Annotated in this window: 8 protein-coding genes; 1 reads left to right on the top strand and 7 read right to left on the bottom strand. The window is 67.3% G+C overall.

Features of this window, described 5'->3' with window-relative positions:
• A partial coding sequence (locus ACLP25_RS14295) for a hypothetical protein (RefSeq protein ID WP_442469851.1) occupies positions 1-613 on the bottom strand: 613 nt, incomplete at its 3' end.
• Positions 614-885: 272 nt separating this feature from the next.
• Between ACLP25_RS14295 and gloB the strand changes: the two genes are divergently transcribed.
• A complete protein-coding gene (gene gloB / locus ACLP25_RS14290) occupies positions 886-1,656 on the top strand; it encodes a hydroxyacylglutathione hydrolase (protein WP_442469850.1) in 771 nt (256 codons plus the stop codon).
• Between the two features lie 21 nt (positions 1,657-1,677).
• Here the strand turns inward: gloB and lpxB are convergent, their stop codons facing one another.
• From lpxB to bamA, 6 genes are all read right to left on the bottom strand, one after another.
• Positions 1,678-2,859 carry a lipid-A-disaccharide synthase gene (gene lpxB / locus ACLP25_RS14285; protein ID WP_442469849.1) on the bottom strand — a complete coding sequence of 394 codons (1,182 nt, stop codon included), beginning with the start codon at positions 2,857-2,859 and terminating at the stop codon, positions 1,678-1,680.
• 20 nt (positions 2,860-2,879) lie between these two features.
• Positions 2,880-3,749, bottom strand: a complete 870-nt coding sequence (locus ACLP25_RS14280) for an LpxI family protein (protein ID WP_442469848.1) — start codon at positions 3,747-3,749, stop codon at positions 2,880-2,882.
• Positions 3,746-4,555: an acyl-ACP--UDP-N-acetylglucosamine O-acyltransferase gene (gene lpxA, locus ACLP25_RS14275; protein WP_442469847.1), complete on the bottom strand. Its 810-nt coding sequence runs from the start codon at positions 4,553-4,555 to the stop codon at positions 3,746-3,748. The genes ACLP25_RS14280 and lpxA overlap by 4 nt, the downstream gene beginning before the upstream one ends.
• On the bottom strand, positions 4,552-5,016 hold the full coding sequence (fabZ, locus tag ACLP25_RS14270) for a 3-hydroxyacyl-ACP dehydratase FabZ (RefSeq protein WP_442469846.1): 465 nt from the start codon (positions 5,014-5,016) through the stop codon (positions 4,552-4,554). Before fabZ ends, lpxA begins: the two co-directional genes overlap by 4 nt.
• Before the next feature lie 34 nt (positions 5,017-5,050).
• Positions 5,051-6,112 carry a UDP-3-O-(3-hydroxymyristoyl)glucosamine N-acyltransferase gene (gene lpxD, locus ACLP25_RS14265; protein WP_442469845.1) on the bottom strand — a complete coding sequence of 354 codons (1,062 nt, stop codon included), beginning with the start codon at positions 6,110-6,112 and terminating at the stop codon, positions 5,051-5,053.
• Positions 6,113-6,193: 81 nt separating this feature from the next.
• Positions 6,194-8,592: outer membrane protein assembly factor BamA (gene bamA / locus ACLP25_RS14260; protein ID WP_442469844.1), on the bottom strand; the 2,399-nt coding region annotated here is incomplete at its 5' end.

The raw sequence follows: 8,592 nt of genomic DNA, 5'->3' as shown, positions 1-8,592 counted from the left end.
GCCCGCTGCCGGTCGGCGACGGGCTCTGCATGAACCAGCGGAACGAGACCACGCCCGATTTCAGGAGCCAGGCCAGGACTCCGCGGTAGCAGGTCTCGGACGGGCCGGTCAGGGGAAAGTTGGCTCGGGACAGCTTCAGGTTGCCGGCGATCGCGGGCGTCTTGGCCCAAGGCCAACCGACCTTGGCGACGTCCGAGACATGTTCCGGCCGGGCGGTCGGAACGATCGCGAACATAGCGATTCCCGAAAGGATGCTCTGCTCGGGCAGCTTGCCCCAATGCGAAAGGCTCTCGGTCTTCCAGGTCGGCGAGAGATACGACCATGGAGCGGTCTGGTCGCCGACCAGCGTCTGCTTCGCCCAGATATCAGAGAAATACACGCGCTGACACAGCAGCAGTCCGCGTAAGGCGTGGCGCGCATTCTTGTTGGCGTCGTTCGCCTTGTGAACCTGGGAGCTGCTTCCAAGCGACAATTGCTCCGAGATCTGGGTGCGGAGCGCGCCGGCGGGAACCAGTTGGTTGATGTGGTCGCCGATCTTGGGATTGACCTGTGGGAATTTCGTATTCAGGTAACCGATCGTGTCGGACCAGCGCGTCGTCGCCGATTTGGACATTGGCGTCGCTCCTCATAAAAAAGTGTTCTCGTCATTCGCCGGTCGCCGCAAACCTCAAAAAAATATTCGATGGATTTGAGAAAACACGCGCCGTCCGATCCGGCATCTTCTCAAGATTACGACGCCCTGCAAGCCCCCCCCGCCAGGGTACCAGCCGAAGCCATCGCGCGACACGAGCCCATCTCACGCAGCGGCGCCGCTCAGACTTTTGCTGTAGGATCGCGGCCCTCGCGAAAGCGTCGCTCCCGCGGCGCGAAGAACCCGGAGCGACCATGACGACGAGCGTGCATCAGTTTTTGTGCCTCACCGACAATTACGGCGTGCTGGTGCACGATTCCAGGACCGGCGCAACCGCGTCGATCGACGCGCCCGAGGCGGGCCCGATCCTCGCCGCGCTCGACGAGAAGGGATGGACGCTCACGGACCTCCTCATCACCCACCATCACGCCGACCACATCCAGGGCGCGCCGGAGCTCAAGGCCCGTTTCCCCGACCTCAGGATGGTCGGCCCGGCCAAGGACGCCTCGCGCATCCCCGGCCTCGACACGCTGGTCAGCGAAGGCGATTACGCCTTGGTCGGATCGCTCGAGGCCAGGGTGATCGAAACGCCCGGCCACACCACCGGGCACATCGCCTATTATTTCGGGGAGGACGAGCTCGCGTTCGTCGGTGACACGCTGTTCTCGCTCGGCTGCGGCCGGGCGTTCGAGGCGCCCTACGCCGTGCTGTGGGGCTCGCTCCTCAAGCTCGCGGCACTGCCCGGCGAGACCCAGGTCTATTGCGGGCACGAGTACACCGAGGCGAATGCGCGCTTCGCGCTGACGATCGAAGGCGACAATCCGATCCTGAAGGACCGGGCCGAGCACGTCGTCAAACTGCGCGCCGAGAAGCGTCCGACCCTCCCGACGACCATCGGCCTCGAGCTCGCCTCCAACCCGTTCATGAGGGCCGAGGAACGCTCGGTGCAGGCTGCGGTCGGCATGCCGGGCGCCGACCCGGCCGATGTGTTCGCCGAGCTTCGTATCCGCAAGGACCGGTTCTGACCCAGGCGACCCCGTTCGCCTCTATCGAGATCGCGCGCCCATTCGCTCGCCTGCGGCGCGCGCTGCGATCGTCTCCAGCACCGCGCGGGCCGCGTGGGCGCTCGGGGCGCCGGCGTCGCTAAGCTGCATTTCCCGGTCGAGCCGCCCCAGCGCGGCAAGCTGCTCCGACCGCTCCGGACCATCCTGCATGATCGCGGCGAGTTCCACGCTCAGCGACGCCGGGCTGCAGTCGCGCTGCAGCTTCTCCGGAATGGCGCGGTCGGCGAGGATCAGGTTCGGCAGCAGGATCGAGGGAACCTTGATGAGGTATTTGAGCTGCGCCTCGACGATTCCCACCTTGTAGGCGCCGACTAGCGGAACGCCCGCGAGCGCCAGTTCGAGCGTCACCGTGCCCGAAGCGGCCAGCGCCGCCCGCGCCGCGCGGAACGCCTCGAATTTCGCCGCCTCGCCGAGCACGATCCGCGGCTCGACCGACCACAGCGCGGCGCGCGCCCTGACCTCCTCCTCAATGTGCGGCAGGGTCGGCAGAACGGCGTCGATCGGTCCGATCGCCTCGCGCAAGAGGCCAAGCGCGCCGCCGAAATCCGCCATCAGTCGGCGGATCTCCGACCGGCGCGATCCCGGCAGGACGACGAGCACGGGAGGCCCGGCGTTGCGGCGACGCGTCTCGTCCTCGTTGGGGCGCAGCTCGGCGAGCCGCTCGATCAGGGGATGCCCGACATAGACGCAGCGCGGGCCGCCGAGCCGCACATAGGCCTCCGGCTCGAACGGCAAGAGGCCGAGCACGCGGTCGACATAAGCGAGCATCGCCTTCGCCCGGCCCGGCCGCCACGCCCACACGCTCGGGCTGACGTAGTCGACGATCGGCAGATCGGGCAGCGCCTTGCGCACCCGGCGCGCAACACGATGGGTAAAGTCGGGGCTGTCGATGATGACAAGCCCATCCGGCCGAGCCGCAATGATCGCTTCCGCGGTCTCACGGATGCGCTTGAGGACCGTCCGGAGACGGGCGATGACCGGCAGAATCCCCATGACCGCGATGTCGCTGATCGGGAACAGGCTTTTCAGGCCCTCGGCCTCCATCGCCTCGCCGCCGACGCCGGCAAAGACGACGCCCCAGGGATGGGCGTCCCGAAGGGCGCGCATCAGCTTGAAGCCGAGCTGGTCGCCGGAATGCTCGCCGGCGACGAGGGCGATGTGCAAGGGACCGGAGGCGGGGCTGCTCAGGAGGAAAACCCCGCGATGAAAAGGCCGGCGGCGTCGGCCTCACGGATGCAGCGCTCGCGCCCGGCTATGAGGACGGCGCCGGCCGCAAGCGCGATCCCGCGCAATTCAGCCCGCGCGGCGCCTGCGACGGTGTCGGGACCGACCGCCGGCATGTCGAGCCGCAAGTCCTGCCCGCGCTTCGGCGCCTTGACCAGCACGCCCGCAAGCCCCTTCAGCCGAAGCCGGCCGCTTTGTCGCATCTCGCGCACCCGAGCCAGCATCGCGTCCGTGCCCTCGGCCGCCTCGATCGCCAGCACCCGTCCCGCCGCCACGACCGCGCACTGTCCGGCGTCGAAATCGGACAGAGCCTCGAGCAGCCGCGCGCCGAAAGCGATATCGGCCTCGTCCTCGGGCGTGGGCGCCCGCGCGGCGAGCGGCCCCGCAGGCGCAACGAGCCGCGGCGCGATCTCGTGCGCGCCGACGATCCGGACGCCCTCGCGCTCGAAGATCGCCGCAAGCCCGACCAACAGGCCGTTATCGCCGCGGCGGAAGAGCTGCGCGAGTTCGGCCGCGCGCTTCACAGCGCCCCAATCGAGCCGGAGATCCGAGAATTCCGGCCGGCTCATCGCGCCAACGATCGCCAATTCCGCGACCTCGCGCCCCTTGAGCGCGGCGAACAGCTTCCCCACCTCCCCCATCCGCACCCAGACATGCGGATAAGCTTCGATGGCGGAATCCGACGACCCGACGACGCCGATCAGGAACGGCTCGCGCCCTGCGCGGCGGGCGTCGGCGGCGACCTCGAGCGGAAACGCGCCGGCGCCGCAGAGGATGGCGAGGTGAGGGGCCGCCGCCGCGGCCGCCGGCCCCCCGGCCGGCGCGCTCACGCTTCTTCGCCCTTGCCGTCGCGCGGCACGCAGATCGCCCGGTCGCCGCCCTCGCGCAGGAAGGCGACGATCTGCTGCACCGCCTCCTGGTCCGGGAAGGCCTCGGCGACGTCGCCGACGCGCTCCTTCAGCGTGCCCTTGCCGAAGAACAGCATGCGATAGGCGCGCCGGAGCTCGTGGATCGCCTCATGCGGGAAGCCGCGCCGCTTGAGGCCGACGAAGTTGAGGCCGGCGAGCGAGGCGCGATTGCCGAGCGCCATGCCGAATGGGATGAGATCGTGCTCGACGCCGGCGAGGCCGCCGACAAAGGCGTGGGCGCCGATGCGAACGTGCTGATGCGCCGCCGCCCCGCCGCTGATGTTGGCGAAGTCGCCGACCGTGACATGGCCCGCCAGCATCACATTGTTGGACAAAATGACGCCCTCGCCGATCCGGCAGTCGTGCGCGACATGGGCGTTGGTGAGGAACACGGATCGCGGACCGACGATCGTCACCGACCCGCCGCCTTCGGTGCCCGGGTTCATCGTCACGTGCTCGCGGATCAGACACTCCTCGCCGACGACGAGACGGACAGGCTCGCCTCGATACTTGAGGTCCTGCGGCTGATGCCCGATCGCTGCGAAGGGAAAGATGCGCGTGCGCGCGCCAATCGTCGTGTCGCCGGCGAGGCTGACGTGGGAGACCAGCCGGACGCCGTCCCCGAGCGTCGCCTGCGGGCCGACGTGGCACAACGGGCCGATCTCGACATCGGCGCCGAGCTTGGCGCCTTCCTCGACGACCGAGCTCGGGTGAATCTTTCGCGTCATTCGCGCACCAGCATGGCCGAGACCTCGGCCTCGCAAACAAGCGCGCCATCGACCTTGGCCTCGCCGCGGAACCACCACATGTTTCGCTTCTTGGCGATCCGGGTCATGTAAAACCGCACCTGATCGCCCGGCATGACCGGCTTGCGGAACTTCGCCTTGTCGATGGTCATGAGATAGACGACGCTCGGCGGTCCGCCAATGGGCTGCGAGGCGACGCAGAGAGCCCCCGCCGTCTGCGCCATCGCCTCGATCAACAGTACGCCGGGCATGACGGGACGGCCGGGAAAGTGGCCCTGAAATTGGGGCTCGTTCACCGTCACATTCTTGATCCCGACGCCATACTCGTCGGCGTGCGCCTCGACGATCCGATCGACGAGAAGAAACGGGTAACGGTGCGGCAGGAGCGTCAAAAGCTTCAGAATATCGTGACTCTCGAACACCTGACCGGTCGTGTCGGTCATCCCGTCCCCCTATCCTTTCGCGCGTGGTTCTGCGTCATGGTTCATCCGAATGGCTGGCGTCGGCGCGGGCCGCGGCGAGCTTCTTCATCGCCGCGACCTCACGGAAAAATTCGCGGATCGGCTTGGCGGGGGCGCCTCCCCAGCGCTCGCCCGCCGGAATGTCGTTCATCACGCCCGCCGCCGCGGCGACCTGGGCGCCGGCGCCGATCTTGAGGTGGCCGGCGATGCCGGCCTGCCCACCGAGGGCGGCGAAGTCGCCGATGACGCTCGAGCCCGACACGCCGGACTGCGACACGAGCACGGCGTGACGTCCGATGACGACGTTATGGGCGACCATCACCAGATTGTCGATCTTGGCGCCCTCGCCGATCACCGTGTCGCGGTTGGCGCCCCGGTCGATGGTCACGCCGGCGCCGATCTCGACGTCGTCCTGGATGATGACGCGTCCGACCTGCGGCACTTTGAGATGGCCGCGCGCGCCGAGCGCGAAGCCGAAACCGTCCTGCCCGATATGCGCGCCCGGATGGATGATGACCCGGTCGCCGATCAGCGCCGCCATGATCGTCGTCGTCGCGCCGACCGCGCCGTCGCGGCCGATGCGCACGCCCGGTCCGATGACCGCATTGGCCCCGATCACCGTGCCCGCGCCGATCTCAGCGCCGCGTCCGATCACGGCGCCCGGGTCGACGACGACCCCGGCTTCGAGGCGTGCGGCGGGATGCACATGCGCGGCGGGCGACACCCCGGTCTGGTCGAAGGCCGATCCCGGCTTCATCGCCGAGGGATAGAGCCTGGCCATCACCTGGGCCATGGCGCGATAGGGTTCGCGCGCGACGACCGCCGCGCAGCCCGCCGGCGCGGCGCCAGCAAAGCGCGGCGCAACGAGCGCGGCCGCCGCCCGCGTCGAACGGAGCGCCTCGATGTATCTCACGTTGTCGAGGAAGGTCAGATCTCCCGGACCGGCCTGATCGAGGGCGGCGACGTCGTGAACGATCCGGCTTCCGTACGCCTCGTCGGCGAGCGCCGCGCCGCACCAGCCCGCGACCTCGGCGAGCGTCGGGGCTGAGCTTTGCGGAAAGAAGCGAATCTTGGCCAAACGCGAGGTTCCGTCAGATGCGACGACGGGCGCGTCAGCCGATGACGCGCCCGCATTTCGCGAAACCCGGGAGGGTCGAAGCTAGAACGTCGCGCCGCCCGAGAAGTTGAAGATCTGGGTCTGGTCGTACTTGCCCTTCGAGAGCGGGAAGGCGAAATCGAACCGGATCGGGCCCATCGGCGACGCCCAGATGAGACTCGCGCCCACCGAGGTGCGGATCAGGTTCGGATCCCAGACATTGGCGCAGCTCGGCTGGGTGATGAGAAAGACGTTCTGCCCCGGACAATAGGTGTAGCCGAGGAAGTTCGAGAAGTTCGTCTGTCCGCTATAGCCGATCAGGTTGCCCGCGTCGGCGAACAGCGCGCCTTTGAGGCCGATTTCCCTCGGCAGGCCGAAGATCGGGAAATCGACTTCCGCCGACGCGCCGTAGTAGCTCGTGCCGCCGAGCGCCGCACCCTGGATGTTGTCCAAACCGCTCGCGATATCGCGCGGGCCGATGCCGCCCGGCGCGAAGCCGCGCACCAGCGTCGGCCCCATCATGAAGTTGTTGATGATGTCGAGGTCCTTCGACCCGTATCCGTTGATCTGGCCCGCCTGCAGGTGGACGATGCCGGTGAAGTCGTCGGTGATCGGATGGAACCAGCGGGCGTCCAGCGTTTCGCGGATGAAGTCGGACTGCCCGCCGACGCCGGCGAAATCCTGCTTGTAGGTGGCGGTCCAGCCGCTCGTCGGATCCTTGTGGTTGTCGAGCGTATTGTAGCTGATCGCGAAGCCGACGAGCGAGGTCACCTGCGCGCCCTGAGCCGCAGCCTGCTTGATTTCCACCGGCGCTTCGCCGTTGGTCAAGCAGTTGATGAACGGCGTCGGCGTCACCGCGTAGAACGTTCCGCCAATGATCCAGGGCGAGTTCGGCCCGTAACAGTCGTCGTAGGGTTGCGACGAGGTGTTCGGGATTGTGATCTTGGATTGATACAGCGCGTAGTTCGGCTGGAACGTCAGGTCGTCGGTGACCGGGATGCCCAGGCGCAACGTGCCTCCGGTCGTCCAGTTATTATAAAGCGCGTACTGGTTCTGCCGGTTCACCTGGTGATAGAGGTCGAAGCCTGCCGCCAGACGCTGGCCGAGGAAGTACGGCTCGGTGAAGGACGCCTTCCAGCCCTGGCTGTACTGGCCGTCGGACACGCTCAGGCGGACGTACTGGCCGCGGCCGAGAAAGTTCGTCTCGGTGTAGGCGAGCTCGGCCAGGACGCCTTGCGTCGTCGAATAGCCGCCGCTGAGGCTGATCGAGCCGGTCGGCTGGTCCTCGACCTCGACCACCACGATGACGCGGTCGGGCGACGAGCCCGGACGGTTCGAAATGTGGACCTTCTTGAAGTAGCCGAGGCTGTTCAGCCGGCGCTCGGCCCGCTCGATCATCTCGTGGTTGTAGGGGTCGCCTTCGCCGATGTCGAACTCGCGGCGAATGACGTAGTCGCGCGTCCTTGTGTTGCCGACGATGTCGATCCGCTCGATGTAGACTTTCGGACCGTCGTCGACCGAGTAGCTCAGCGCGATCGTGTGGTTCGCCGTGTCGCGGTCGCCATGCGGCCGCACTTCCGAGAAGGCGTAGCCGTGGCTTGCGACGTCGCGGCTCATGGCGTCGACCGTCTTGTCGACCCCGCCCGCGTCGTAGACGTCGCCCGCATGGAGGGAGGAGTGCCGCAGCAGCGACGGCCCGTCCACGGCCGGAATGTGCGAGTCCACGCTGACGCCGGAGACGTGGTACTGCGGCCCCTCGTCGACCGTGATCGTGATCACGTAGCCGGGCGGGTTCGCCTGGTAGGCGACGTCGGTGTTGACGATCCGGAAATCGGCGTAGCCGTTCTTCATGTAGTAGCGGCGGATCGCCTCCTCGTCGGAGGCGAGGCGATCGGGATCGTAGACGTCGGTGCTCTTGAACCAGGACAAGAAGTTCATCGTGCTCGTCTGCATCAGGTTGCGCAGACGGTAGCTGGAGACGGCGTTGTTGCCGACGAAGCGGATATCGCGGATGCCGGTCTTGCCATGTTCGTCAATGGTGAAGACGAGATCGACGCGACCGTCGGGAAGCTGAACGAGCCGCTTGGTGACCTGAGCTTCGTTGTAGCCGTATTTCCTGTAGGCGTCCTTGATGCGGCCAACGTCGGCGTCGCCGAGCGCGTCGCTATAGGCGGCGCCGGGTTTCGACTGGACCTCGACCTCAAGCTGGTCCTTGGTGATCTTGCTGTTGCCCTCGAAGGCGACCCTATTGATGATCTGCTTGCCGGAGGTGAGCGACACGACGATGGCGCCGTTTTCCGCCCGGGCGCTGACCGAGGAATAGATCCCCGTCGCCTTCAGGTCGTCCACGCCGCGCTGGATCGAGGCCGGGTCCGTCCCGGCGAAATAGGGCTTGAGACTGGCCGGTGTGACGCCTGTGTTGCCCTCGACCACGATCTGCTGCGCGAAAGCCGGCGTCGTTG

The organism is Roseiarcus sp. (genome assembly GCF_052145395.1).
Lineage (GTDB): Bacteria > Pseudomonadota > Alphaproteobacteria > Rhizobiales > Beijerinckiaceae > Roseiarcus.
This window is presented reverse-complemented; position numbering and strand designations above follow the sequence as displayed.